The organism is Allobosea sp. P2_B12, assembly GCF_056404835.1.
Genome location: NZ_JBFUDG010000002.1, coordinates 377,799 through 403,208 on the forward strand (window position 1 = coordinate 377,799; position 25,410 = coordinate 403,208).

Sequence of the window (25,410 nt, forward strand, 5' to 3'; positions counted from 1 at the left end):
AGGACTTGAACGCTATCGGAGGTTCAAGAAAATGTTGGTAGCGGGAGAGGGACTCGAACCCCCGACACGCGGATTATGATTCCGCTGCTCTAACCGGCTGAGCTACCCCGCCCCACAGCCCGGAAGCGTCGCAAGGCGGCGTTCCGTCGTGAGGGCGCGATATAGGGGGCAGGGGATGGGCTCGTCAAGCCTTTGCGGAGGATAGCGTGGTGGAAGAGGGCGTGGCGGAGGCGAGCTTGCGCAGGCGCACCACCTTGAAATAGCCGGAGCCGACATGGACGGTCTCGTAGCGGCCCGTCTTCGCCGCCCAGCCGGTCAGGCGGCTGACCTTGAAATCCGAGCTCCAGCCGATCGCACGGGCCAGCGGAGCCAACGCCGTCCACAACGCCGCGAACCGCGCCCCGTCATCGACGAGCCGGCTCGAAATGATGATCTCGCCGCCGGGCTTGAGCACGCGGTCCATTTCGCTCAGCGCCTGCTCGGCATTGGGCACGAGGGTGATGACGAATTGCGCGGTCACCGCATCGAAGCTCTCAGTCGCGAAGCCGAGCCGGCCGGCATCCATCACCATCAGCCCGCGAACATGTTTCAGGCCCTGGCTGACAACCTTCCGGTTGGCGACCTTGAGCATGTCGAACGAGAGATCCGCGCCGAGCACACGCGAATCGGGCCTGAAATAAGCCAGCGTCAGGCCCGTACCGACGCCGATCTCAAGAATGTCGCGTCCGCAGGCGCAGGCCGCGTCCACTGCCTCGCGCTGGGGCGTGGCCAGGAGCCGCTGGTAGATCTTGTCGTAGATGCGCGCCCAGGCGGCGTAGACGCGCTTCTGGGCTTCGAGATGGTCGGGCACCGGCATGGAGCGGCTCGTCGAATCTGGGATGTGGAAGCGCAGGCGGCGCCGGCTTCAGGAGAGGGCGAGAGCGAGGCCCGGCCGTGATGTCGGCAGGGGCAATTCCGGCCGCAGGATGGTGCCGCCGCCCAGCACGCGGGCGCCGGGTCCGGCATCGGCATAGATGACGCAGGCCTGGCCGGGCGAGACGCCCTCCTCGTCGGTGGCGAGTTCGACCCTCAGGCCGGCTTCGTCGCGCGTCAGCCTCGCCTCGCGCGGGGGGCGCGTCGAGCGCACGCGCACGGCGACGTCGAGCCCCTCGGGCGGCAGCGCGTCAAGCGACATCTCGCCGAGCCAGTTGAGATCGCGCAGCCGAATCTCGCGGACGTTGAGGGCATCGCGCGGGCCGACGATGACGCGGGCAGCATCGGCATCGAGGCGCAGCACATAGAGCGGCTCGGGTGTGCTGAGGCCCAGCCCCTTGCGCTGGCCGACGGTGTAACGCAGCACGCCGTCATGCCGACCGAGCACGCGGCCGTCGAGATGAACGATGTCCCCCGGCCGCGCGGCGCCGGGCTTCAGCCGCTCGATCACATCGGCATAGCGGCCATTGGGGACGAAGCAGATGTCCTGGCTGTCTGGCTTGTCGGCGATGCCGAGGCCGAGCTCGGCCGCGAGCGCGCGGGTCTGCGCCTTGTCGATGCCGCCAAGCGGAAAGCGCAGCAGGTCGAGCTGCTCCTGCGTCGTCGCATAGAGGAAATAGCTCTGGTCGCGATTGGCGTCGGCGGCACGAAACAGGCCGCGATGGCCGTTGTCGAGTTCGCGGCCGACGACGTAATGGCCGGTCGCCAGCGCATCGGCGCCGAGTTCGCGGGCGAGCCCGAGCAAATCGTGGAACTTCACCGTGCGGTTGCACTCGACGCAAGGGATCGGCGTCTCGCCGGCGAGATAGCTCTCGGCGAAGCGTTCGATCACGGCGTCGCGGAAGCGGCTCTCATAGTCGAGCACATAATGGGGAATGCCGATCTGCTCGGCGACGCGGCGGGCGTCATGGATGTCCTGGCCGGCGCAGCAGGAGCCGGCCCGGTGGACAGCCGCGCCATGGTCGTAGAGCTGGAGCGTGACGCCGATGACCTCGTAGCCCTCGCGCTGCAGCAGCGCTGCGACAACGGATGAATCGACGCCGCCCGACATCGCCGCGACGACGCGCGTCGCCGCAGGCGGCTTGGCGATATCGAGGGAGTTGCGGGGCGTCGTCATGGAAGGATGCAGATGTCCAGCGGCAAGGCAGGCGATTGCCGGCTCTATACCGGCTTTGGGGCGCCGCTGCCAGCGGCGATGGGCAAAACCTGCCGCCCAGCCAGGGCAAGGCGGCCGTTCTTGCCGCTGTTTCCGCCGAGGAGGCTGCTTAACGCATTGAAATCTTTGAGCGGGCCGCTGGCTTGGCATTTGCTGGACAGGGTCAGGGGCGCTCTGTGCCCATGTTGCGGATGAACCGATGTCGATTCAGCCAGTACCGAGTTCCTCATTTGGCGCCGAGCCCGCGGTGCAACGCCGGCCTGCGCCCGGGGACGCCGGGGGCGAGCGCGAGAGCTTTGTCCTGCCGCGGGAGGAGCCCGTGCAGGATGCTACCCCACCTGCCCGCGAAAGCCGGCGGGAGATGGCGAGCGACGTTGGCGAGGCGCGCCGCGACGCTGCAGAGGCACGCCGCGACGCGGGGGATGCACGCCGCGCGTCCGAAGAGGCCACCGCCGCGTCCGAGAAACCATCCAATTCCGCAGTCAAGCCCGCCGTCCAGCCGGCAGCCGCCGAGACCGGCGCGAAGGCACCGGCCACCGAGACGGGCAAGCCGGCCGGCAAGGCCAGCGATGCCGCACCGGCAACGCAACCGCCAGCGCCGAACCTGGATATCGCAGCGCTGGTCAGCATCGCGATTGCGGCCCAGGCCGAGAACCAGCCTGCAAAGACCGGCGAGATCGGCGAGGCCAAGGGCGAAACGACCGAGGGCGAAGCCGGCGCCGCTGCCAGCGAGCCGAAAGCCGAGGGCATCGCAGTCGCCGTCACACCCGTACCGCCGGCCGTTTTGCTTGCTCCACCGGTGTCTGTCCCGACCCTTCCGACCAACCTTGCCGCGGCTGCGGCCGACTCTGGCGAGGAGAGCGATTTGCTGTCCGGCAAAAAGGGGGCTGGCACAGCCGCTGCGGCGCTGTCGCTGATGGCGGCGCGCGAGGCTAAAGCGGCGCTTGCGTCAGGTGCGGACGTATCCGCGGCGGCAACGGCGGGCGCTGCGTCCAAAAATGGGTCGTCCAGCCCTGCCAAGACGTTGCCGCTGCCCGTCGGGGCGGATCAGGCGGCAAAGCCCGAGGCCGCGCCGGATGGGGGCGACAAGCTCGCGCAGCCGCTGGCCCAGGCACAGGGCCCGGCCGCGCAGACCGCGCCCCCGTCCGACATCAAGTCGATCGATGCTCTGCAGCAGGCCCTGAACCCGATCGATCTGTCGGCGCTCGGCCTGCAGGGCGGGGCAAAGCCTGAGCCGCTTCGCATCCTGACGATGCCGGATCAGATCGGCGCCCAGCAGGCTGCGGTCGCGACACAGCCTCAGGGCGCGACTGAGGGCCCGCCGACGCCGCTGCATGTGCTGCCGATCGAGATCGGTCTCAGGGCGCTTGCCGGGGCGCGCCAGTTCGATATCCGACTCGATCCCGGCGAACTCGGCCGGGTCGACGTCAACCTCTCGATTTCCGATAAGGGCGAAGTCACGGCGCGCATGGTCGTCGACCGTGTCGAGACGCTGCATCTGCTGCAGCGGGATGCGCGCACGCTCGAGCGTGCCTTCGAGCAGGCGGGCCTGAAACCGTCCGATGCCGGTGTCGACATCACTCTTCGCGATCCATCCGACCAGTCTGGCTTCCGCCAGAACCGGCAGCAGGACGAGGCGCCGCAGCGCGGGCGCGTCTTCGCCAATGGTTCCGAGGCGGGCGACGACACCGCCATTTCAACACAGCCCGCGCCTGCCAGCCGCTTCGTGCGGCTCGGCGGCGTGGATCTCAGCATCTGACCGAAGGAGGAACGCCATGGCCGTCTCCAGCACAAGCAACAGCAACGCAACGACGAACAACCCGACCACGGTCACCGGCGGCGCCTCGATCGCCAACAATTTCGACCAGTTCCTGACCCTGCTGACGACGCAGCTCAGGAATCAGTCGCCGCTCGATCCGCTCGACACCAACCAGTTCACGGCGCAGCTCGTGCAGTTCGCCGGCGTCGAGCAGCAGCTCAAGACCAACGAGACGCTGACATCGCTGCTCAGCCTGAATTCGGCCGGCACGGCGACAAGCGCCGTCGGCTTCATCGGCTCGACCATCACCGCCGATGGTGCGACCACGCGCCTGGAAAACGACAAGGCCGAATGGCAGGTCAACGTTCCCCGCGGCGGTTCCGCGACGATCACGATCAAGGATTCCAAGGGAAGCGTCGTGCAGACGCTGACGAAGTCTCTCGTGGCGGGCGACCAGACCTATAAATGGGACGGCACGACCTCGACGGCGCAAAAGGCGCCTCCTGGCGAATACTCGATCACGATCGATGCGAAGGATACGGCCGGCGCGGTGATGACGGCCACGACGAAGATCAGCGGCGTCGTCGATGGCGTCGACTTCACAGGCTCGATTCCCACGCTCAAGATCGGCGCCATCAGCGTGCCGATCGACCAGGTCAAGAGCGTTGTCCGTAAAAGCTGATCGCGAATCAAAGATGCCGAAAGCCAGCGTCTTCGCCTTAGGCAATTCTTAAAGCCGTAGGCCTATGCTCAGCACAAGTAGCTCTGTTGAGTTGTGTGAGTGTACCATGACCGAGCCTTTGCGACCGCGGGTGAAATACGTGATCGGACCGGACGGAAGTCCGCTGACGATCGCGGATCTCCCGCCAATGAATACCCGCCGCTGGGTGATCCGGCGCAAGGCCGAGGTCGTCGCAGCCGTGCGCGGCGGCCTGCTCAGCCTCGAGGAAGCCTGCCAGCGCTATACGCTGACGGTCGATGAGTTCCTGAGCTGGCAGATGTCGATCGATCAGCACGGCCTGGCCGGCCTGCGCACCACCCGCATCCAGCATTACCGCCAGTAGCCGGGCGCGCTCCGCTTCGTGTTCAAGGCGCCGGTCCCTTGGGACCGGCGCCTTTGTTGTTTTGGCCCTCCGTAGTGCCGCTGCCAGGCCGCCCGGCATGCGGACAGGAAAAAGCCCGCCGAAGCGGGCTTGTTCAGTCGGTCCAGATGGACCTGTCTCGACACGTGTTGTCCCGTGTTTGGCGTAGGCCCTCGCAGCAGGGGTGGCCGGGCAGACCTCATGGCCGCCAGGCGCCGATTGCGAGCTTTCAGTCCAGGGCCGGCGCGCGCTCCACCAAATCGAGAAAGATTGCCGCGCAGCCAAGCCAGAATATTGCAGTCCAGATCAGCATCCTGTCCTCCCAGGTTGCGCCCCACATAGCCGCACACAATACAACTCCGCCGTGCCTCATTATGGACAAATTCTCGCGCCGGATAACCACCTGTTTTCGTTGTTGCGTTGCGAATTTTCGCTCGCAGATGCGAGATTGCCGCGATGGCGGGCGCTGTCGATGCCGCCGCGCGGTACGCGCCGCAGGTGGTTTGGACTGACAATCTTGGGTCGACCCGGCAAAAATTAACCGGGCGCTAACCACGCACCGGGAAAAACTTGCCTAGTGAGCCCGCTTCCAGGCGCGGCCACGATGGCTTTGTGAACGGATAGCGGCGTGAGCGGCATCGTCGAACAGTTCTCGAAATTCGGAGCGGCCCGCCTGGCGGCCATGCTCGCGGTGACGCTTGGCCTCGTCGGCTTCTTCGGCTTCGTCATGCTCAAGATGTCCCAGCCGGCCATGAGCGTGCTGTTCTCCGACCTTTCGCAGCAGGATGTCAGCGCGATCCTGAAGGATCTCGACACGCGCGGCGTGAAGTACGAGTTGCGCAGCGACGGGCAGACGGTGCTCGTCGCCAAGGCCGACGTCCCGCGCCTGCGGCTTGACCTCGCCAGCAAGGGCATTCCCGCCGGCGGTGGCGTCGGCTACGAGATTTTCGACAAGGGCGACGCCTTCTCGTCGACGAGCTTCGTCCAGAACATCAACCATCTGCGCGCGCTGGAAGGCGAGTTGTCGCGCACGATCCGCTCGATCAGCCGCGTCCAGGCGGCGCGGGTCCACCTCGTCATCCCGGAGAAGCGCCTGTTCGAGCGTGACCGCGAGCCGCCGCGCGCCTCGATCGCGCTCAAGCTGGCGGGCGAGCTCGATACCGCCCAGGTCCGGGCCGTGCGCCATCTCGTGGCCTCGGCCGTGGACGGCCTCAAGCCGGAGCGCGTCTCGATCGTCGACGAGCGGGGGCGGCTGCTGGCCGACGGCGCGCAGACCGACAACGGCATTGCCGGCCTCGGCATCGAGGAGCGGCAGGTTGGAATCGAGAAGCGCCTCAAGCTCCAGATCGAGGACATCGTCGCCAGCATCGTCGGTCACGGCCGGGCGCGGGTGCAGGTTTCGGCTGCGCTCGACAGCAACCGGATCGAGAGCCGCTCGGAAACCTTCGATCCCGAAAGCCGGGTCGTCCGCTCCAGCCAGAACCGCACCGAAGCCTCGACGACGTCGGAGAATGGCGGCCCGGTCACGGTCGGCAACGAATTGCCGGGCGCGCAGACGGGCACCGGCGGAACGACCGCCCCGAAGGACGCCTCCTCGAAGAACGAGGAAGTGGTCAATTACGAGATTTCGCGCACGACGCGTACAGAAGTGCTGGAAGGCGGCCGGGTCAAGAAGCTTTCGGTCGCGGTACTGGTCGACGGCACCTATACCCGCAGCCCCAATGGCGATGTCAGCTATCAGCCTCGCAGCAACGAGGACCTCGAGCGCATCGGTCAGCTGGTCCGCTCGGCAGTCGGTTTCGACGACGGCCGGGGCGACAAGATCGAGGTCGTCAATCTGCGCTTCGCCGAGGCCCCTCCGGCGGTGACCGATCTTGTCGAGCAGAGCCTGATGCAGCAGCTCCTCTCCTTCACCAAGGAGGATCTGGTCCGCTTCGCCGAACTCGGTGTCATCTCGCTGTTGACGCTGATCGTGCTGATGGTCGTGGTGCGGCCACTGCTCAAGCAGATCCTGGCGCCCGACCCTGGCGGCGGGCGGCAACTGCCCGGCTTCATGCGCACGATGGTAACAACCGACGCCGGAACCGGCGATCCGGCCGCAGCGCCGCGCGCGCTGGCGCAGGTATCGGATGGACTCCCCATCGACGTGGACGCCCCGTCCGAGCGCATGCTCGCGGTCGCCCAGATCAAGGGCCAGCTCAAGGCCCAGTCGGTCGAGAAGATCGGCCAGATGGTCTCGCAGAATCCGGCCGACAGCGTCGCAGTGCTGCGCACCTGGATCCACGAGAAAGCCCTGGCATGAGGGGGCTCTGAAGCATGGCTGAACCACGCTCCATCGCAACGCGCAATTCGGGCGGCCGCGACGCCATCGAAGGCGGTGGTGGCGGCGTCACGGATATCGACGAGATGACCGGGCCCCAGCGGGCGGCGGTGATCCTGCTCGTGCTGGGCGAGGATCACGGCCGGGCGATCTGGTCCGAGTTCGACGACGAAGAGATCCGCATCATCACCCGTGCCATGGCCGAGCTGGGCACGGTCGATGCCGATGACGTCGAGCGGCTGATGCTCGACTTCGTCGGCAAGCTGTCGAGTGCGGGTGCCGTGACCGGTTCCTTCGACCGCACCATCTCGCTGCTCGAGAAGATCCTGCCCGGCGATCAGGTCGCCATGATCATGGAGGAGATCCGTGGTCCGGCCGGACGCAACATGTGGCAGAAGCTCGGCAATATCGACGCCATCGTGCTCGCCAACTTCCTGAAGAACGAATACCCGCAGACGATTGCGGTGATCCTGTCCAAGATCCGGCCGGAGCATGCGGCCAATGTCCTGCGCCATCTCCCCAACGACCTCTCGATCGAGGTCGTCGGCCGGATGCTGCGGCTGGAATCGGTGCAGAAGGAAGCCCTCGACCACATCGAGAACACGCTGCGCACCGAGTTCGTCGCGACCCTGACCCAGACGCGCCGCCGCGACCCGCACGAGATGATGGCCGAGATCTTCAACGGCTTCGACCGGCAGACCGAGATGCGCTTCCTCTCGGCGCTCGACGCCTCGAACCAGGATTCGGCCTCGCGAATCCGCGCCCTGATGTTCACCTTCGAGGATCTCGCCAAACTCGACCCGGCCGGGCTGCAGACCCTGATGCGTCAGGTCGACAAGGATACGCTGGCGCGGGCGCTCAAGGGAGCCAGCGAGAGCATGCGGGACTTCTTCTTCAGTGCGATGTCGCAGCGTGCCGTCAAGAACATGCAGGACGATATGCAGGGCCTCGGGCCGCTGCGTCTCAAGGAAGTCGACGAGGCGCAGACCAAGCTGGTCACCCTCACAAAGGATCTGGCCGACAAGGGCGAGATCGTCCTGTCCAAGGGCAATTCGGAAGACGAGCTGGTTTACTGAGATGAGCAGCGCGACGAAATTCACGTTCGGCACCGATTTCCGCGAGGGCGGGCGACGGGCTGCGGGCGAGGCCGATATCGCGGCCGCGCATGCTGAAGGCGTGATTGCTGGCCGCGAGCAAGGCCGCCGCGAGGCCGAGAGCCAGCTCAACGGCCTGGTCGCGCAACTGGCGCGTGCCGCCGAACGCCTGGTCGGGCAGGAAGCCGCGCATGCGGCCGAGGTCGAGGCGCAGGCCGCTTATGTCGCCCTTGTCGCGGCCAAGGCATTTGCCGGCGTGGCGCTGTCGGAACGGCCGCTGGCGGCGCTGGAGCATGGACTGCGCGAATGCCTCGCCCATGCGCGCCTGGCGCCGCATCTCGTCATGCGGGTCAATGACGGCGCGGTGGACACGGCGGAAGCCCTGGTCAAGCGGCTGGCGCAGGAGACCGGTTTTGCCGGGCGCCTCGTCGTGCTGGGCGAGCCCGACATCGCGCTTGGCGACGGGCGCATCGAATGGGCCGATGGTGGCTTCGTCATCGAGTCGGAACGGTTGTCGCGGCTGGTGGAGCAGGCGGTCGCAACCGCCTTCCCTGGCTTCCGCGCCCCATACAGTAAGGACGACCGATGAGCGCGGACAACGACCTCAACCTGCCGCCGCTGAACCCGGCCGACCTGTCCTTCGACCATAATGACTCGTCGGTGGCGCGGTCGGGACCGATACCGGTCAAGACGGCCGAGGATCTCGAGCAGGTCTTCGACGTTCCGGTCAACGTCTCGGCAGTGCTCGGCTCCTCCAAGATCGCGATCGGCGATCTGCTCCAGATCGTGCCCGGCGCCGTGATCGAGCTCGACCGGCGCGTCGGCGAGGCGATCGACATCTTCGTCAACGAGCGTCTGGTGGCGCGCGGCGAGGTCGTCGTGGTCGAGGACCGGCTCGGTGTCACCATGACAGAAATCATCAAGGCCGACCGGTGATTTCCGGCCGTCCCGTCACGCATTCACGCAGAAAGGCCTGAGCCATGCGCCTCATCATTGCCGGTGGTCTCAAGGGACAGCTCATTGCGGCCGCGAAGATCGCGATCGCCCATGGCGCCAACGTGACCCATACCGAGAGCCTGGAGCAGACGCTCGCCGTGCTACGTGCCAAGGGCGCCGACCTGCTGATGGTCGAGGTGGCGCTGCCGGTCGGGCAGTTCGTCGCCGCGCTCGAAGCGGAGCGCATCCGCACGCCGATCGTCGCCTGCGGCACCTCGACCGATGCACGCGCTGCCGTCGCCGCGATCCAGGCCGGTGCGCGCGAATATGTGCCGCTGCCGCCCGATCCGGACCTGATCGCGGCCGTGCTGGAGGCGGTCGCCGCCGACCAGTCGAGCCTGATCTGGAAGGATCCCGCCATGGAGCGGGTCGTCCAGCTCGCCTCGCAGATCGCCCGCTCGGATGCGCCCGTGCTGGTCACCGGCGAAAGCGGCACCGGCAAGGAGGTGATCGCGCGCCACCTGCATCAGAAGTCGCTGCGGAAGGACAAGCCCTTCGTCGCCGTCAACTGCGCCGCGATCCCCGACAACCTGCTCGAATCCGAGCTGTTCGGCCATGAGAAGGGCGCCTTCACCGGCGCCATCGCGCGCCGGATCGGCAAGTTCGAGGAAGCCAATGGCGGCACGCTGCTGCTCGACGAAATCTCCGAGATGGATGTCCGTCTCCAGGCCAAGCTGCTGCGCGCCTTGCAGGAACGCATGATCGACCGCGTCGGCGGAACGCAACCGGTCAAGGTCGATCTGCGCATCATCGCGACGTCGAACCGCAATCTCGGCGATGCCGTGCGTGAGGGCTCGTTCCGCGAAGACCTGTTCTACCGGCTGAACGTCGTGCATCTACGGCTGCCGGCGCTGCGCGAGCGCCCGGGCGACATCCTGGCCCTGGCCGACCATTTCGCGCGCAAATATGCCGAGATCAACGGTATGCCGCTTCGGCCGGTGGCGGCGGACGCTCGCAAGGTCCTGCTGGCCAATTCCTGGCGCGGCAATGTCCGCGAGCTGGAAAACACGATTCACCGTGCCGTCCTGCTGGCGAAGGGCGCTGAGATCGGTGCCGAGGCGGTCATGACGCCGGAGGGAGAGACCCTTGGTCCTGCCGGCTCGCGGGACACGGCGGCGCGGGCGGTCCAGACGGCGGAAGCGGTGACGCGTTCGCTGGTCGGCCATACCGTGGCCGATGTCGAGCGCGAACTGATCCTCGACACGCTCGACCATTGCCTGGGCAACCGCACGCACGCGGCCAAGATCCTGGGGATCTCGATCCGCACGCTGCGCAACAAGCTGAGCGAATATACCTCGGCCGGGATCGTGGTCGCCGAGCCGGGTCAGGCGCGCGTCAACGCGCTCTGACCCGGAAGCCGATGCTCACCAACGGCGGCGGTAATAGCGCGGCCGGTAGTAGCGCGGGCGGTAATAGTAGCGCGGCCGGGCGTAGTAGCGGTAGCGCGGCCGACGATAGTAGTAATACTGGCTGAACTCGGCGTCCGTCTTGTCGAGGGCGTCCTTGACCTCGGCGGTCACCGCCTCGTCGTCGCGGGCCGGGACCGGATCCGGCACTGGAACGGCCTTGGGCTGCGCGGCTTCCACGGCGGCTACGCCGCCAATACTGGCGGCAGCCATGCCGCCAATCAGTGTCATGATGAATGAGCGTCTATCCACGACATCCTCCGAGGCTGTTAATCTCCGCATCTTCCATTGTCTTCATACGGCGAAAATGCGGGCGAGGGGTAATGCATTTAAATGATGCTTTGTTCCGTCCGGCATCTTTTTCAGACGTATGGCTAAGATCCGCCTGACGCTGCCGGTGCAGCCGTCACATCGCGCTCATCGACTGCATTCAGCGGCCGGGCGACGCTTTCGAGCGGCCTGCGCTCGGCCCTGACCGCGTAGAGCGCCGCGATCACGGCGGCTGCCAGCATCAGGGCTGCGCCGAACAGATAACCGAGGAAGACGCTGCCGCGCGATCCGGTGTCGATCAGGATGCCGAAGAGCCAGGGACCGGCGACGCCGCCCGCACCCGTCCCGACCGCGTAGAAGGCGGCGATCGCCAGCGCCCGCATCTCGACGGGGAAGGTCTCGCTGACCGTGAGATAGGCCGAGCTCGCCGCCGCCGAGGCGAAGAAGAACACGACGCTCCAGCACAGGGTGAGCTGCTGCGCGGTCAGAACGTCGCGCCAGAAGAGATAGCCGGTCGCCGTCAGCAGGAGGCCCGACAGCGCATAGGTCGCCGCGATCATAGTGCGACGGCCGAGCGTGTCGAAAAGGCGCCCGATGATAAGGGGGCCGAGGAAATTGCCGGCCGCGAAGGGCAGGATGAACCAGCCGATCGCCTGTGACGGAACCTGGTAGAAATCGGTCAGGATCAGCGCATAGGTGAAGAAGATCGCGTTGTAGAAGAAGGCCTGCGAGACCATCAGGGCGAGCCCGACGAGCGCACGCTGCCGATGCGTCACGAAGAGGGCACGGAAGACCTCTCCGAGCGGCGTCACCGCGCGCGGACGCAGATGCGTCAGGGGCAGGTTTTCGTTCGCGCTCCAGGTCACGCCGGCGCGGGCCTCGATGGCGGCTACGATCGCCACGGCTTCGTCCGCGCGGCCATGGCTGATCAGCCAGCGCGGGCTCTCGGGAATCCACTGCCGCAGGACCAGGACGATGAGGCCCAAGGCCGCGCCGATGAAGAAGGCGAGCCGCCAGCCGAGCTCGGGGTCGATCACGGCCGGATTGAGCAGGATGATCGAGCCGACCGCGCCGAGCGCGGCACCGATCCAGAATGAACCGTTGATGACGAGATCGACCCAGCCGCGCACGCGGGCCGGGACCAGCTCCTGGATCGTCGAGTTGATCGCGGCGTATTCGCCGCCGATGCCCATGCCGGTGAGGAACCGGAAGAGGATGAAGCTCCAGAAGCTCCAGGAGAAGGCTGTGGCGGCCGTGGCCGCGAGATAGACCAGAACCGTGATTGTGAAGAGCTTCTTGCGGCCCAGCCGGTCCGTCAGCCAGCCGAAGAACAGCGCGCCCAGGACGGCCCCGGCGATATAGGCGGCGCCCGCCATGCCGACCTCGGTATTGGTGAAGCGCAGTGACGGGCTTTCCTTCAGCGCGCCCGAGACGGAGCCTGCGAGCGTGACCTCAAGCCCGTCGAGAATCCAGGTGATGCCCAGCGCGACCACGACGAGCGTGTGGAAGCGTGACCAGGGCAGCCTGTCGAGTCGTGCCGGAATGTCCGTGGTCACGACCGAGGATAGATTCCGTTGGTCCATGGGCGCGCGCAAGCCTCTTTCCTGCGAGCTAACCTTTCCCGAAGCGATCTGTTCCCCTCGAACGATAAAAGGCGGCGCCCATGAAAGGCGCCGCCTCGGATGTCGCTTGGGAGATCAGCGAACGATGACGCGACGACGCACGACCACCGGACGGCGGTAATACGGGCGCGGGCGCCGTACGACGACGGTGCGACGTACGACGACCGGGCGGCGATAGGGCCGGCGCACGACGCGCTCCCGAATCACGACCTGGCTGAATTCGGCATCGGTCTTGTCGAGGGCCGCTTTGGTGACGGCGTCGAGCTGCGCTTCCGGCAGCTCGGGAGTGGGAACCGTCTTGGGCGAGGCCGCCTGGGCGATCGCGGTGCCACCGAGGCTTGCCGCAGCAAGGCCGCCGAAAAGGCTCATCACAAAGGAACGTCTATCCAAGTCATCCTCCAATAGTCCGGGGTCTGCCAAACCGGTTTTGTCGCCCCGGTGCAGTTGCGCGGTGGAATGCGGCTACAACGCGGCAGTTTGATAACAGCCCGTTCAGACAGCGATCGGCACTGCCTTTTTTCGAATGTCTTAACCACTCGTTCACCATGGACCCGGCAAGAATTGCCGGGTCGCGTTCTCCATGCGCGGCGTTGGAATGGGCTGCGTCTGCGCAGCGGGGAACGGGCTTGTCGATGACCGATGTGACGGCGGGCCAGGGCGGCGGCATGAACATGCCGAGCCGCGGTGCCCTGCAGAAGCTCTTCAACCGGCCCGATCTGTTCCTGGCGATTGGCGTCATGGGCATCCTCGTGGTGCTCATCTTCCCGCTGCCGGCGCTGCTTCTCGACCTGCTGCTGGCGCTCTCGATCATCCTGTCGGTACTCGTGCTGATGACCGCGCTCTTCATCGAGGAGCCGCTGGAGTTCTCGGCCTTTCCGACCGTGCTGCTGATCGTCACGATGTTCCGCCTGGCGCTGAACATGGCCTCGACGCGCCTGATCCTGTCGCATGGGCATGAGGGCGGCGCGGCGGCCGGCCATGTCATCGAGGCCTTCGCCAATTTCGTGATGGGCGGCAACTTTGTCATCGGGGTGATCGTCTTCACCATCCTGATCATCGTGAACTTCGTCGTCATCACCAAGGGCTCGGGCCGTATCGCCGAGGTCGCGGCGCGCTTTGCCCTCGACGCCATGCCGGGCAAGCAGATGGCGATCGATGCCGATCTCGGAGCCGGGCTGATCGACCAGGATGTCGCCAAGGTCAGGCGCAAGGCGCTGGAGGACGAGGCCAACTTCTTCGGCTCGATGGACGGTGCGTCCAAGTTCGTGCGCGGCGATGCGATCGCGGCCCTGCTGATCACCTTCATCAACGTGCTCGGCGGCATCATCATCGGCGTCGCGCAGCAGGGCATGAGCTTCGGCGCGGCGGCCCATAACTACACGGTCTTGACCGTTGGCGATGGTCTCGTCAGCCAGATCCCGGCGCTGATCGTCTCGACGGCAGCGGGTCTGCTCGTCTCCAAGTCGGGCGTGCGCGGCGCTGCCGACAAGGCGCTCGGCAAGCAGCTCTCGGGCTATCCGAAGGCGCTTGGCATGTCGGCGGCAGTGATGCTGCTGATCGCGGTCCTGCCGGGAATCCCGATGCTGCCGTTCCTGGCGCTGGCAGGCGGCGCGGCGTGGCTGGCGCGGCATTTCGGCCGGCTCGCGAAGGCCAAGGAGATCGAGGTCGCGGATGCGGCGCAGGCGGCCTCGCCGCTGTCGGCGGACGGCACGCCCAAGGAAGAGACGCTCAACGACCTGCTCAAGCTCGACGAGCTCAAGATCGAGATCGGCTACGGGCTTTTACCGCTGGTCAATGCGGCCGGCGGGCAGGACCGCCTCACCGACCAAGTGCGTGCGCTGCGGCGCCAGCTTGCGGCCGAACTCGGCTTCGTCATGCCGGCCGTGCGCATCGTCGACAACGTCCAGCTCGAGGCGAACCACTACTACATCAAGATCAAGGAGATCGATGCGGGTCACGGCATCGTCTATGCCGGCCAGTACATGGCGATGGACCCGATGGGCGGCAGCGTGAATCTGCCGGGCCACAATGTGCTGGAGCCGACCTTCGGCCTGCCAGCGACCTGGATCGACGCTGCGCTGCAGGACGAGGCGCAGCTTCGCGGCTTCACCGTGGTCGATGCGGCGACCGTGATCTCGACGCATCTGACCGAGGTGCTGAAGTCGCATATGCCGGAGCTGCTATCGCATGGCGAGGTTCAGAAGCTGCTGCGCGAGCTGCCCAAGGACCACGCCGATCTCGTCAAGGAGATCGTGCCGAGCCAGATCTCGACGACCGGGATCCAGCGTGTGCTGCAGCTCCTGCTTTCCGAGCGTGTCTCGATCCGCGACCTCGCCACCATCATCGAAGGCATCGCGGAGGCTGCCGGCAGTGTCAAGAATCCGCGCGACATCGCCGAGCATGTCCGCATGCGACTCGCGCGCCAGATCTGCGCCCAGTTCTCGAACGCCCAGGGCAACCTGCCGATCATCACGATGTCGCCGGCCTGGGAAAGCATCTTCGCCGAATCGATCGTCGGCCAGGGCGAGGAGCGCCACCTCGCCATGCAGCCCTCGCGGCTGCAGGAGTTCGTGCATCAGGTGCGCGACAAGTTCGAGGATGCGGCCCGCATCGGCGAGATGCCGGCGCTCGTGACGTCGGGCATGGCGAGGCCCTTCGTGCGCCAGATCATCGAGCGCTTCCGCCGTGAGACGCCGGTTCTGTCGCAGGCGGAGATCCACCCCCGTGTCCGGCTGAAGACGGTCGGGACGGTGTGAGGCTTTGCGCCCGGCCCGCATTTCCACGGGTGGGGATTGAGCAGCGCGCAATGGTCGGTGGGGCAGGGCGCGTCTAAGCCTTGCCGATGAACCGCAACGCCCTGCTCTTCGCCGTGATGTGCCTGGTCTGGGGCCTGACCTTCCTGCCGGTGAAGATCGCCACCGGGCATGTGCCGCCCGTCTTCCTCGCCAGCCTGCGCTTTGCTCTGGCTGGCGTCGTGCTGGTCGCCTGGGCCGGACGGGATATCCTGAAGGTGCCGGCGCAGGCCTGGCCCCGGCTCGTCGTGACCGCGCTGCTGGTCAATGCCGGCAACTACTCCTTCATGTTCTGGGGCGCGGCGCATGCGCCGAGCGGGCTTGCCGCGATCGTCAACATGGTGACGATTCCGATCTATTCATTGCTGGCGAGCCGCGTGATCGAGGGCGGGCGCATCGGCTATTCGCAGATCGCCGCGATCGCGCTGGGAACAGCCGGGCTGGGTTTCCTGTTCGCGACGCGGGCGGCCGGTGGGCTGGAGGCCTCGAAGGGCGATCCGCTGGAGCTCTGGGGGCTGGCCTCGGTCGCGTTCGGCACGCTGCTCTATTGCGTCGGCGCCGTACTGGCCCGTCCGATCGCGGCGATAATGCCGACCCTGACGCTGGCCGCGTGGCAGACCGTGTTCGGAGCCGTCGCGCTCGCCGTGGTGGCGCTTGCCATCGAATCGGTCGGCGCGGCGGAATTCCGCGCGGTGTTGTCGTGGCCGGTGCTGCCGGCGGTGCTCTTTCTCGTGGTCGCGGGCTCGCTGATGGGGTTCACCATCTATCTGCGGTTGCTGCGCGACTGGGGCGCCTTCCGGGCCGGGCTTTATGCCTTCGTCAGCCCGGTCATCGCGGTCGCCGCCGGCGTCGCGGTGCTGGGCGAGCCCTTCGGCTGGGCCGAGACCGTCGGCGCGCTGATGATGTTCGGCGCTGCAGCGATCGTGCTGCGACGCTGACGACATCGTTTAAGGAGCGTCGGCTTCATCCGAAAACCGCATTCCACTTTTCGGGCCGACGCTCACGGCGGCGGCGCGATGCGGGTGTTGCGCTTGAGCTGGTCGCGCTCGAAGGCGAGCACCACCGGCAGCGAGATCACCAGCGGCAGGATCAGGTAGAACATCCGCCAGACCAGCAGGGCCGCGAAGACGGCCGGCGCCGGAATGCCGGGCATCACCGCCAGGAAGACCGCCTCCATCACGCCGACGCCACCAGGCACCTGGCTGAGGAGACCGGCGGAGAAGGAGAGCAGGAAGGCGCCGAGCACGATCATGAAGCCCGGATTACCCTGGTCGGGCAGCGCGAAATAGATGATGCCGGCTGCGCCGGCGAGTTCGAGCGGGGCTGCGAGATATTGCCGCGCAACGATCGGCAGGCGGGGATAGATGACCTCGAACTTGCCGATCCTGAACGGCCTGAACTTGAGCCAGGAGCCGATCGTGTAGAGCGCCACGAAGGCGAGCATGCCCACGCCGATCAGACGCGCCGTGCCATCACCAATGGCGAAAAACTTCGATGCCATCGGCAGCCGCGTCAGCGGGCGCAGGATTTCCGGTTCGTAGATCAGCACCAGCCCCATCAGCAGGATCGTGCCGAAGGCGAAGGTGAAGGAGCACAGCGCGACGAGCACCGCGACCTCAGCGGCCGTCAGCCCCTTCGCGGTATAGGCGCGGTAGCGCACCATGCCGCCGGAGAACACCGAGGCGCCGATATTATGCGACAGCGCATAGGTCACGAAGGAGCACAGCGAGATATACGACCAGGAGATGCCCTTCTCCTTGCCGATATGGATCAGAGCGATGCGGTCGTACCAGGCCAGCGCGGCATAGGCGACGAGGGTGGCCAGGGCGGCGTGAAGGAAGGCGTCCGTCGGGATCACGGCGATCTTCTGGCCGATGCGGGTGGCGACGATGCGCAGATTGTCCCAGAAGCTGCCCTGTTCGAGCAGGGCCTCGATGGCGGCGTCCGTGCCGGCTTCCGCCTTGAGCTTGTCCCAGAGCAGGTCGACCGACCAGACGACCGCGACGAGGCCGATGATCGGCCAGAGATAGTCGAGATAGCGTTTCATGAAACCCGCTGGCTGCGAGGAGGCTTGGCAGAGGAGGCTTGTGCAGAGAAGGCTTGCGGCAAAGGCAGGCAGCGTGAACCGCCGGATAGCGAGCACACACCGTCGCCTGTGTGCCAGCGGGCCGACACAAGGGCAAGCGGCGTCGCCGCCGCCTGCAACGAGATCAGCTATTTGGCGACCGGCGATTTTGCCGTTCTTTTTCAGCCAGTCGCGCATCATCGCGATTTCCTTCTCGTGATCGGCGAGAGGACGCTCGAGCGCGTTCAGTGAAAGGCGTGCCCGTGAAAGCGAGTGCGCCGATTACGGCTACGAGCGTCGTCCTGGCGCGTCGTGTCATCGGGGTCGTCCTTGTATCCGGTCGGAAATCATCCGAGCTTTCCGCCGCGATCATGTCATGATCGCGGCATCGCGCCTGCCGCCCAGCCTCAAGAAGCCCCGCATGACATCGACCCTGAGCATCAGCCTGACCGGCACCACCGACCTGCCGCCCGGCAAGATCGCCGCTATCGTGACCTCGCTGGAGATGCACGCGGCCCCCCCCGTGCGGCCCGACCCTCCGGGGCTCGAAAGTTTTACGCTCGAGCGCATCGGCGCGGCGGAGGTCGGGCGCTACCTGGCGATGTATCGCCGGATCGGGGAGCGCTGGATGTGGTTCAGCCGGCTGGTCAAGCCGGTGGAAGAGGTCGCGGCGATCCTGGCGGATCCAGGCGTCGAAACGTTCCTCGTCCGTCACGAGGGGGCCGATGTCGGGCTGCTGGAGCTCGATTTCAGGGTCGGAGGCGAGGCGGAACTCGCTTTCTTCGGCCTGGACGAGAGCGCGCTCGGCAAGGGCGCCGGACGCTGGCTGATGAACCGGGCGCTGGCGCTAGCGTGGGCAAAGCCGATCTCGCGCTTCTGGGTCCATACCTGCACGCTCGACCATCAAAGCGCGCCGGAGTTCTATCAGCGTTCCGGCTTCGTGGTGTTCAAGCGCGGCATCGAGGTTGATGACGATCCAAGGCTGGCGGGGCATATGCCGCGCGATTGCGCCCCGCATCATCCGGTGATCGGCTAGATCCGCCACAGCCGCCAGCAAGCTGCCGTGAACAGGATCAGCCAGGGAAACACCATCAGGTCGAGCCAGTTCGTGCCGGTCTTGCCGGTTCCGCTGCCGGCCCAATAGACGAAGAACAGTCCGCATGCGGCGAATGTGGCGATGGCCAGCATGCCGGCCGCGCGCGCGACGCGCCCGGCTCGTGGCGCCGTGCCTCTCCGCGAAATGGCCAGCGCCAGTGCTGCGATGGCAATGAGGCCATAGATCGCGCCGCCAGCCGCGAGCGCGATCAGCAGGATCAGCCCGTCGAACCGAATGGCGATGTCGCTCATGGCGTGAAGGTATCAGGCGCAGCCCGGTCAGGCAGCAGACACAGCTGCCTGACGACCGGAATGGCCATCATCGGGCTCAGGCGCGTGGACGCAGGCCGATCGAGTCCATCATCGCCTGATCGCGGGCGGCTTCGGCGGCGCGCTCGGTGGCACGCTCGCGGTCGTCGAGAATCTCGACCTTTTTCATGTCCTCGAAGGCCTCCTGCAGCTCGGACTTGGCGTCGTCGAGCTGGCCCTTCAGATTATCGGCGGACTGGCGGAGATTGTCGCGGCGGCCGAGCGCGGCCTTGGCATAGGTCGGATAGGCGAAATGGGCGGGATCGGAAATGCCGGCCCGCGATTCCTCGCTCTGGATCTCACGGTCCAGGTCGGTCGCCATGCGGTGAAAATCGGCGATCATCATCTCGATCTGGCTTACCCGGCGGCGCTTTTCGTCCACCTGGAAGCGTTTGAGACGCAGAAGGGTCTCTCGCGACTTCATGTTGTTTCCAACTCCTGATTACGCATTGGTCGAGCGCCGACCCCTCGGCGCACGACCGGAACTCATTCCGCGAGACAAAAAGCACAATGCCGCAAGGAGGTTGACCGTTCCTTACCGAGAAGGGACGCATTCGACGCATGCGCTCCATCGAAACGCGGCTGCTGACGCCGGCCGGCACTCCGGGCTAATAGGCGAAGGCGGTTCGTTCCCGCCTGCCGATCCGGAAACAGTCCCTTGCCGATCCTCTCGCGTCTTCCCCGGCACGCGCTGCTGATTTGCGGCCTCGTCATCACCCGCATCATCGGCTGGGGCTCGACCTTTTATGCGCTCTCCGTGCTGGGGCGGCAGATCGAGCGGGATCTCGGGCTCGGCAGCGTCGGCGTCTTCGGCGGCATCACCATCTTCCTCGTCACGGGCGCGGCGCTCGGGCCTGCCGTCGGCCGCCAGCTCGACCGCGAGGGGACGCGCCGGGCGATGTGCGTGGGCGCGGTGATCTGCGGTCTCGGGCTCGCACTGCTCGGAGTCGCACAGAGGGCGGCAAGCTATCTGGCGTGCTGGTTCCTGATCGGCATCGGGCACGCGCTATCGCTTGCGAATGTCGGCACGGTCACCGTGGTCCAGATCATGGGCGCGAAGGCACGGCGGACGATCAGCCTGATGATCCTGGCCACCGGGCTCGCCTCCAGCATCTTCTGGCCGCTGACGGCGGCGCTGAGCGATGCTTATGGCTGGCGGGCGATATGGTTCGTCTTCGGCGTGATGCAAATCCTCATCGTCCTGCCGATCCACGCCGCGATCCCGCGCCATCATTGCAGCACCAGTGCGCCGACGGGACTCGCACCGGTGGCGGGCGTGGGCGAGGCCGGCCGCGTGGCGCCCGAGCACCGGCGAGCGGCGTTCTGGCTCGTCGCCCTGATCTTCTCGGTCAGCGGCATCGTGTCATGGGGGCTGCCGCTGCATCTGATCGACATCCTGGGGAATGCCGGCCTCAGCCAGGCCGAGGCTGTCGGTATCGCGGCGCTCGCCGGGCCGGCGACGCTGCTCGCAAGGCTGGCGGAGACGACGATCGGGGACCGTTTTCCCGTCGAACGAGCCGCGCTGGCCGGCCTCCTCGTCGGCCCACTCGCCAATCTGCTGCTGGTCGTCGCCCCGGGTTCGTCGTTCGCCTCGACCGGCTTTGTCCTGGCCTTCAGCGCGGCGATGGGCGTGATTTCGGTGGCACGGGCGACGCTGCCGCTCGCTTTGTTCGGCCGCAACGGCTTCGCATCGACGCTAGGCCGGCTCAACGTGCCGCTCAATCTTGCCTTCGCCGCGTCGCCGCTGCTATTCGCTGCGATGATCGAGTGGGCCGGGCAGCAGGCGACGCTTGCTGCGGCCGCGGCGCTGCAATGCGTCGCCTTCCTCGCCATGCTGGCACTGCTGCGCCTCCTGGCCCGTCCGGCGCTGGCCGTCAGCTCTCCATGATCGCTGCCAGCCTGGCGTAGCACTCGGCCAGGGGGGTCGCATCGTCCTTGGCCTGCTTCAGGAAGCCTTCAAGCGCCGGATTGAGCCGGATCGCCTCGTCGACCTCGGCCGAGGCGCCCTGACGATAGGCGCCGAGGCGGATCAGCTCCTCCATGTCGGCATAGGTCGCGAGCGTGGCGCGCGCCTTCTGGACGACGGGGTAGAAATTCGGGTCGCAGGAGCGCGGCATGGTCCGCGAGACCGATTTAAGGATGTTGATCGCGGGATAGCGGCCGCGCTCGGCGATGGAGCGTTCCATCACGATATGACCGTCCAGGATGCCGCGCACGGCGTCGGCCACGGGCTCGTCATGATCGCCGCCATCGACCAGCACCGTGAAGATGCCGGTGATCGCGCCGTCGCCGACGCCGGGGCCGGCGCGCTCGAGCAGGCGCGGCAGTTCGGCGAAGACCGTTGGGGTATAGCCCTTGGTCGTCGGAGGCTCGCCGGCGGCCAGGCCGATCTCGCGCATCGCCATGGCAAAGCGCGTCACCGAATCCATCAGACACATCACCTGCAGACCCTGGTCGCGGAAATATTCGGCGATCGTCAGCGTGGTCATGGCGGCCTGCTTGCGCATCAGCGCCGGCTCGTCTGAGGTCGCGACCACGACGACGGAACGGGCGAGGCCCTCGGGACCGAGATCGTCCTGCAGGAACTCCTGAACCTCGCGGCCGCGCTCGCCGACGAGGCCGATCACGTTGACGTCGGCGCGAGCATAGCGCGCCAGCATCGAGAGCAGCACCGACTTGCCGACGCCCGAACCGGCGAAGATGCCCATGCGCTGGCCGAGGCAGCAGGTGAGGAAGGCGTTCATCGCGCGCACGCCGAGATCGAGCGGCCGGCCGACGCGGCGGCGCGAATGGGCAGGAGGCGGATCGTTTCGAAAGGTAAAGAGGGCCTCGCCCTGGGGCAAAGGTGGGCCGCCATCGACGGGTCGGCCGAGCGCATCGACGACGCGGCCGAGCCAGGCCGAGGTCGGCTTGATGCCGGGCTGCGCCTTGTCGACATAGGCCGGGCAGCCGCGGCGCACGCCATCAAGGCCGCCATAAGGCATGACCAGCGCCTTTTCGCCCGAAAAACCAATGACCTCGCAGGGAACGCGGCTTCCCGGTGCAATCTCGATCTCGATGCGGCCGCCGAGGCTCATCGCGCCGATCGGGCCTGCAATTTCGACCAGGAGCCCACGCACGGCGATCACGCGGCCGTAAACGGTCACGGAGTCAAGCCCCGCGATCGTGGCGGCGAGTTTCGAGAGGCTATCCTGGGCGCGTGCCGGGCTGTTCATAAGTGTGGCCGTAAACCTTTCATTTACCCGAGTGATTAACACTGTGTTTCGAGGCTGCGTCGCGGCGCGGGGTCATTTCGACCCGGTTCCGCATCGCCGCCTCCGCGAAAGGCAATTTCGCGGGTGAATAGCGAAACGATCCGTGTCAAATTCGACTCACCTCGACAAGGATCGTCGTCTTTCTCCCAGGAAGCGCTTGCGTCGGGGAATCACGGTTTGTTAACCATTTCTTCGTAGCGTGTCGCGTGGCGTTTCATCGGGCAAGTACGTCGTCGTCCTGAGCCGTGGGGGTTCGGACGAGAAGAGCGGTCAGCTTGCCTGCGGGCGAAATTGGGGACGTGGACATGCGGGTTCTGCTGATCGAGGACGATAGCGCAACCGCTCAAAGCATCGAGCTTATGCTCAAATCGGAGAGCTTCAACGTCTATACCACCGATCTCGGTGAGGAAGGCGTCGATCTCGGCAAGCTCTACGATTATGACATCATCCTGCTCGACCTGAACCTGCCCGACATGTCGGGTTACGAGGTTCTCCGCTCCCTGCGCGTCGCCAAGGTGAAAACCCCGATTCTGATCCTCTCGGGCCTTGCCGGCATCGAGGACAAGGTCAAGGGCCTCGGCTTCGGCGCCGACGACTACCTGACCAAGCCATTCCACAAAGACGAGCTCGTCGCCCGCATTCACGCCATCGTGCGCCGCTCGAAGGGCCATGCCCAGTCGGTCATCACCACGGGGGACCTCGTCGTCAACCTCGACACCAAGACCGTGGAAGTCGACGCCGCCCGCGTCCACCTCACCGGCAAGGAATACCAGATGCTGGAGCTGCTCTCGCTCCGCAAGGGCACGACGCTGACCAAGGAAATGTTCCTGAACCACCTCTATGGCGGCATGGACGAGCCCGAGCTCAAGATCATCGACGTGTTCATCTGCAAGCTGCGCAAGAAGCTGGCGAATGCGTCCGACGGCAAGAATTACATCGAGACGGTCTGGGGCCGCGGCTATGTGCTGCGCGAGCCCTCCGAGGTCGAGCAACGCATTCCGGCCTGATGCCGATACGGGCGACCGTCACAGGGCGGTCATCTCCCGATGAGATAAAGCTAGCGGCCTGATCGTCGGATGTACACGACAGGCTGACGGGGACCCCGCCGAGAGGCGGGGTTTTTGTTTGTCCAGACGCTCCGAGCGAATTGGGACTTGGGCGAGCGGGGGCGTTCTGTCAGGCCCGGGAGCGAGAGCCGGCCTGGGCCAGCAGCGGCGTGACCGGCAGGGACATGTTTGCCGCCTGCGCGTGGCTGGAGCGGTGATCGCGATACAGGCCGCGATGCTGCTTGTCGGGGACGATGGCGGTGGAGATCCCGATGACCGTCTCGGCCGCACCGAGAACGACCGCGCCTTCCGGCGCCAGGCGCGGGGCGAGGCCGGCCAGCACCTTCGCCTTGGTCGGCACGTCGAAATAGATCAGCACGTTGCGGCAGAAGATCACGTCGAACTGGCCGAGATGGCTGCTGGGCTCGAGCAGGTTGTGCTGCTTCAGCTCGACCATGGCGCGCAGCCGCTCCGAGACCTGCCATTTGTCCCCATTCTGCTGGAAGTGCCGCAGCAGCATCTGTATCGGCAGGCCGCGCTGGATCTCGAACTGGTTGTAGATGCCGGTGCGCGCCCGCTCGAGCACCTCCGTCGAGATGTCCGTGCCGATGATCTGGACCTTCCAGCCGGACAGCCGGGCGGCCATCTCGTCGAGCACCATCGCCAGGGAATAGGCTTCCTGGCCGGTGGAGACCGCGGCGCACCAGATGCGCAGCGAGCGGCTCGCTGCATTCGAGGCAAGCTTCTCGGGCAGGATCACGTTGCGGAAGAGTTCGAACGGGCTCTGGTCGCGGAAGAACAGGGTTTCGTTCGTTGTCATCGCCTCGACGACAGCATTTTCCAAAGCGGCTTCGCCGCCCTGGCGCAGCCGCTGGACCAGCAGCTCGATGCCCTCGATGCCGCGTCGGCGACACAGGATGCCGAGCCGGCTTTCGGCGAGGTAGCGCTTCTCCAGGCTGAGCGCGAGGCCCGAGCGCAGATGCAGCAGCAGCCGCAGGAAGTTGAAATCGGCGTCCGTCATCAGTGCGGCCATGCACGCACGAGGCCGCGAATCGCGGCGCCGATATCGTCGAGCGGGATGATGGAACTGGCGTGCTGTGCGCGCACGACCGAACCGGGCATGCCCCAGATCGTGCTCGAATGCTCGTCCTGCGCAATCACGGCCGCGCCGGCGCGGCGCAGCGCGCCCGCGCCCTCCGTGCCGTCCGTGCCCATGCCGGTGAGCACCAGGCCGAGCGCGGCGGGGCCGAGATGACGCGCGGCGTCGTTGAACAGAACGTCGACGGCCGGGCGGCAGAAGCGCACGGGCGGGGCATCGCTGATGTTCGCCACGATATGCCCGAGCCGCCGGTCGATGCCGAGATGCCGCCCTCCGGGCGCGACATAGATCGTGCCGCGGCTGAGGCGTTCTCCGTCGAAGGGTTCGCGCGCGGGTATGCCGATATAGCTCGCGATCTGCTCGGCGAAGGAGGCCGTGAACAGCGGGGGCATGTGCTGGACGACGATCGTCGTCAGGTCCTGCAGGCCTTCGCCGATGTCGAAGAGCACCTTGGCCACGGCGCGGGGGCCGCCGGTGGAGGCGCCGATGACGAGATAGCGCGGAACGACCGAGACGAGCTGGCGCAGGCTTGCCGTGCCGGTCGGAGTAAAATCCAGGTCCATGTCCGGCGGCAGCGCGCCCGGACGCATGCGGGACTGCGCGATGTTGCCGAGCTTGAGCAGGAATTCGCTGCGGAAGTCGAGCGAAAGCGTTAGGCCGCTGCGGCTGTCGGGCTTGGAGACCACGTCCATCGCGCCCTTGGTCATGCATTCCAGCGCGATGCGGGTGTTGCGCTCGGTCAGCGTCGTCGCCAGCAGCACGCCGGTATGGGGGCTTTCCTTCAGGATCTGGGGCAGGGCGGTCGCACCATCGACGCCCGGCATGTCGAGATCGAGCACCATCACGTCCGGCTTGAAGCGACCGGCATGGGCGACGGCGGTTTCACCATCTCCGGCGACAGCCACGACATGGAACTGTCCGCTTTCACCGAGCCAGCGCGCGAAGAGGCCACGCACGACGACGGAATCGTCGGCGATCACGACCGTCTTGTGCCTCTGGGCGCCCACGGCGCTGGCCGGAAAGGATCTGCTCATGCGTCACTCATTCCACTGCGCCGCCCTGCCATCTCAACC

The 25,410-nt window shown here is 66.3% G+C and carries 25 protein-coding genes and 1 tRNA gene; 14 read left to right on the top strand and 12 right to left on the bottom strand.

Going from position 1 to position 25,410, the window contains the following annotated elements; genetic code table 11:
- Positions 1–35 precede the first annotated feature (35 nt).
- The 3 genes from AC1DYU_RS06995 to mnmA form a co-directional block, all read right to left on the bottom strand.
- A tRNA-Met gene (locus AC1DYU_RS06995) sits at positions 36–112 on the bottom strand.
- A 72-nt stretch (positions 113–184) separates the two neighbouring features.
- Positions 185–856, bottom strand: a complete 672-nt coding sequence (locus AC1DYU_RS07000; protein ID WP_476791005.1) for a class I SAM-dependent methyltransferase — start codon at positions 854–856, stop codon at positions 185–187.
- A 48-nt stretch (positions 857–904) separates the two neighbouring features.
- Complete coding sequence (gene mnmA / locus AC1DYU_RS07005) at positions 905–2,089, bottom strand: tRNA 2-thiouridine(34) synthase MnmA (RefSeq protein WP_476791006.1); 1,185 nt, start codon at positions 2,087–2,089, stop codon at positions 905–907.
- Positions 2,090–2,489: 400 nt separating this feature from the next.
- Between mnmA and AC1DYU_RS07010 the strand changes: the two genes are divergently transcribed.
- The 8 genes from AC1DYU_RS07010 (at position 2,490) to flbD (ending at position 10,728) form a co-directional block, all read left to right on the top strand.
- Positions 2,490–3,887 (top strand): flagellar hook-length control protein FliK, encoded by a 1,398-nt coding sequence (locus tag AC1DYU_RS07010; RefSeq protein ID WP_476791007.1) that lies wholly within the window; start codon positions 2,490–2,492, stop codon positions 3,885–3,887.
- Between the two features lie 16 nt (positions 3,888–3,903).
- Positions 3,904–4,569 carry a flagellar hook assembly protein FlgD gene (locus AC1DYU_RS07015; RefSeq protein ID WP_476791008.1) on the top strand — a complete coding sequence of 222 codons (666 nt, stop codon included), beginning with the start codon at positions 3,904–3,906 and terminating at the stop codon, positions 4,567–4,569.
- A 106-nt stretch (positions 4,570–4,675) separates the two neighbouring features.
- Positions 4,676–4,951 (top strand): CtrA inhibitor SciP, encoded by a 276-nt coding sequence (gene sciP, locus AC1DYU_RS07020; protein ID WP_038359348.1) that lies wholly within the window; start codon positions 4,676–4,678, stop codon positions 4,949–4,951.
- 646 nt (positions 4,952–5,597) lie between these two features.
- The gene (gene fliF / locus AC1DYU_RS07025) at positions 5,598–7,271 is read left to right on the top strand and encodes a flagellar basal-body MS-ring/collar protein FliF (RefSeq protein ID WP_158484098.1); all 1,674 of its coding nucleotides are present in this window, start codon (positions 5,598–5,600) and stop codon (positions 7,269–7,271) included.
- A gap of 104 nt (positions 7,272–7,375) precedes the next feature.
- Positions 7,376–8,365: a flagellar motor switch protein FliG gene (fliG, locus tag AC1DYU_RS07030; RefSeq protein WP_476791311.1), complete on the top strand. Its 990-nt coding sequence runs from the start codon at positions 7,376–7,378 to the stop codon at positions 8,363–8,365.
- A 1-nt stretch (position 8,366) separates the two neighbouring features.
- A complete protein-coding gene (locus tag AC1DYU_RS07035) occupies positions 8,367–8,972 on the top strand; it encodes a FliH/SctL family protein (protein ID WP_158484096.1) in 606 nt (201 codons plus the stop codon).
- The gene (gene fliN / locus AC1DYU_RS07040; RefSeq protein ID WP_158484095.1) at positions 8,969–9,319 is read left to right on the top strand and encodes a flagellar motor switch protein FliN; all 351 of its coding nucleotides are present in this window, start codon (positions 8,969–8,971) and stop codon (positions 9,317–9,319) included. The genes AC1DYU_RS07035 and fliN overlap by 4 nt, the downstream gene beginning before the upstream one ends.
- Before the next feature lie 44 nt (positions 9,320–9,363).
- On the top strand, positions 9,364–10,728 hold the full coding sequence (gene flbD / locus AC1DYU_RS07045; protein WP_158484094.1) for a sigma-54-dependent transcriptional regulator FlbD: 1,365 nt from the start codon (positions 9,364–9,366) through the stop codon (positions 10,726–10,728).
- A 15-nt stretch (positions 10,729–10,743) separates the two neighbouring features.
- Here flbD and AC1DYU_RS07050 read toward each other — a convergent pair whose 3' ends face one another.
- The 3 genes from AC1DYU_RS07050 to AC1DYU_RS07060 all read right to left on the bottom strand — a co-directional run bounded on the left by AC1DYU_RS07050 (position 10,744) and on the right by AC1DYU_RS07060 (position 13,046).
- A complete protein-coding gene (locus AC1DYU_RS07050) occupies positions 10,744–11,037 on the bottom strand; it encodes a hypothetical protein (RefSeq protein ID WP_158484093.1) in 294 nt (97 codons plus the stop codon).
- Between the two features lie 122 nt (positions 11,038–11,159).
- A complete protein-coding gene (locus tag AC1DYU_RS07055) occupies positions 11,160–12,638 on the bottom strand; it encodes an MFS transporter (protein ID WP_476791009.1) in 1,479 nt (492 codons plus the stop codon).
- 114 nt (positions 12,639–12,752) lie between these two features.
- On the bottom strand, positions 12,753–13,046 hold the full coding sequence (locus tag AC1DYU_RS07060; RefSeq protein ID WP_158484092.1) for a hypothetical protein: 294 nt from the start codon (positions 13,044–13,046) through the stop codon (positions 12,753–12,755).
- Between the two features lie 263 nt (positions 13,047–13,309).
- Between AC1DYU_RS07060 and flhA the strand changes: the two genes are divergently transcribed.
- Both flhA and AC1DYU_RS07070 read left to right on the top strand, forming a co-directional pair.
- Positions 13,310–15,433, top strand: coding sequence for a flagellar biosynthesis protein FlhA (gene flhA, locus AC1DYU_RS07065; RefSeq protein WP_476791010.1), 2,124 nt, complete (start codon positions 13,310–13,312; stop codon positions 15,431–15,433).
- Between the two features lie 86 nt (positions 15,434–15,519).
- Positions 15,520–16,407, top strand: coding sequence for a DMT family transporter (locus AC1DYU_RS07070; protein WP_476791011.1), 888 nt, complete (start codon positions 15,520–15,522; stop codon positions 16,405–16,407).
- 62 nt (positions 16,408–16,469) lie between these two features.
- Here the strand turns inward: AC1DYU_RS07070 and AC1DYU_RS07075 are convergent, their stop codons facing one another.
- Positions 16,470–17,516, bottom strand: coding sequence for a lysylphosphatidylglycerol synthase transmembrane domain-containing protein (locus tag AC1DYU_RS07075; protein WP_476791012.1), 1,047 nt, complete (start codon positions 17,514–17,516; stop codon positions 16,470–16,472).
- Positions 17,517–17,540: 24 nt separating this feature from the next.
- On the opposite strand from AC1DYU_RS07075, the gene AC1DYU_RS07080 reads away from it, so the two are divergent.
- Positions 17,541–17,786 carry a hypothetical protein gene (locus AC1DYU_RS07080; protein WP_476791013.1) on the top strand — a complete coding sequence of 82 codons (246 nt, stop codon included), beginning with the start codon at positions 17,541–17,543 and terminating at the stop codon, positions 17,784–17,786.
- A gap of 169 nt (positions 17,787–17,955) precedes the next feature.
- Positions 17,956–18,570, top strand: coding sequence for a GNAT family N-acetyltransferase (locus AC1DYU_RS07085; RefSeq protein ID WP_476791014.1), 615 nt, complete (start codon positions 17,956–17,958; stop codon positions 18,568–18,570).
- Here the strand turns inward: AC1DYU_RS07085 and AC1DYU_RS07090 are convergent.
- Positions 18,567–18,881 carry a hypothetical protein gene (locus AC1DYU_RS07090; protein WP_476791015.1) on the bottom strand — a complete coding sequence of 105 codons (315 nt, stop codon included), beginning with the start codon at positions 18,879–18,881 and terminating at the stop codon, positions 18,567–18,569. The two genes, AC1DYU_RS07085 and AC1DYU_RS07090, sit on opposite strands and share 4 nt — an antisense overlap.
- A 76-nt stretch (positions 18,882–18,957) precedes the next feature.
- Complete coding sequence (gene fliJ, locus AC1DYU_RS07095) at positions 18,958–19,362, bottom strand: flagellar export protein FliJ (RefSeq protein WP_158484086.1); 405 nt, start codon at positions 19,360–19,362, stop codon at positions 18,958–18,960.
- 234 nt (positions 19,363–19,596) lie between these two features.
- Between fliJ and AC1DYU_RS07100 the strand changes: the two genes are divergently transcribed.
- Positions 19,597–20,826 carry an MFS transporter gene (locus AC1DYU_RS07100; protein ID WP_476791016.1) on the top strand — a complete coding sequence of 410 codons (1,230 nt, stop codon included), beginning with the start codon at positions 19,597–19,599 and terminating at the stop codon, positions 20,824–20,826.
- On the opposite strand, the gene fliI is transcribed toward AC1DYU_RS07100, so the two are convergent.
- Entirely contained in the window at positions 20,813–22,153 is a 1,341-nt protein-coding gene (fliI, locus tag AC1DYU_RS07105) for a flagellar protein export ATPase FliI (protein ID WP_476791017.1), read from the bottom strand. The two genes, AC1DYU_RS07100 and fliI, sit on opposite strands and share 14 nt — an antisense overlap.
- Before the next feature lie 344 nt (positions 22,154–22,497).
- Here fliI and ctrA point away from each other — a divergent pair, with 344 nt between their 5' ends.
- On the top strand, positions 22,498–23,199 hold the full coding sequence (gene ctrA, locus AC1DYU_RS07110) for a response regulator transcription factor CtrA (protein WP_054209758.1): 702 nt from the start codon (positions 22,498–22,500) through the stop codon (positions 23,197–23,199).
- A 169-nt stretch (positions 23,200–23,368) separates the two neighbouring features.
- On the opposite strand, the gene AC1DYU_RS07115 is transcribed toward ctrA, so the two are convergent.
- A complete protein-coding gene (locus AC1DYU_RS07115; RefSeq protein ID WP_158484083.1) occupies positions 23,369–24,259 on the bottom strand; it encodes a CheR family methyltransferase in 891 nt (296 codons plus the stop codon).
- The gene (gene cheB, locus AC1DYU_RS07120) at positions 24,259–25,371 is read right to left on the bottom strand and encodes a chemotaxis-specific protein-glutamate methyltransferase CheB (protein ID WP_158484082.1); all 1,113 of its coding nucleotides are present in this window, start codon (positions 25,369–25,371) and stop codon (positions 24,259–24,261) included. Before cheB ends, AC1DYU_RS07115 begins: the two co-directional genes overlap by 1 nt.
- Positions 25,372–25,410: the final 39 nt, after the last annotated feature.